This is a genomic window from Vibrio sp. 811, from assembly GCF_033339195.1.
In genome coordinates this window covers 1-500 of sequence record NZ_JAWOUB010001037.1, presented here as the reverse complement: position 1 = coordinate 500, position 500 = coordinate 1, and the positions used below count along the sequence as shown (strand labels likewise).

Annotated in this window: 1 protein-coding gene; it reads right to left on the bottom strand. The window is 44.6% G+C overall.

The window, feature by feature from the left end; genetic code table 11:
• On the bottom strand, positions 1–500 hold a 500-nt coding region (locus tag R7Q46_RS30765), incomplete at both ends, for an ABC transporter transmembrane domain-containing protein (protein WP_318078789.1).

Genomic DNA, 500 nt, shown 5'->3' with positions numbered 1-500 from the left:
AACTGAACGTCAGATTATTTAGCTCAATTGAGCCCGTTTTAAGTGGTTTATGATCGTCACCGTAAGTTTGTGGCTTCGCATCAATCAACTCAAAAACACGTTCACTCGACACCAACGCTTGTTGTAAAAGTGCAAGTTGTTGGGTCATTTCAATCAGAGGTTCGGTCACACGCGCCAAATAACTGATGAACGCATAAAGTACACCGACACCAATCAACTCGACACCATTAAAGCCAAAGATGGCAACTAAGCAGAGTAGGGCAAGGCCAGCCAACAGATCCATGAGAGGCCGCAGCAGATACCCGTTTAAGCGAATCACTTTTTTGGACGCGACCAAATGCTCAGTAGTGAGTTCGTTAAATTGTTTGTTAAAGCGCTCTTCTTGTTGCATCAGCTGAATCACGCTCATCCCTTGGATTGATTCGCTTAAGTTGGCGTTAATGTCCGTGAGCAAGTCACGCATTCTGCGATAACTCTCGGTACTGAGTTGTTTAAACAGA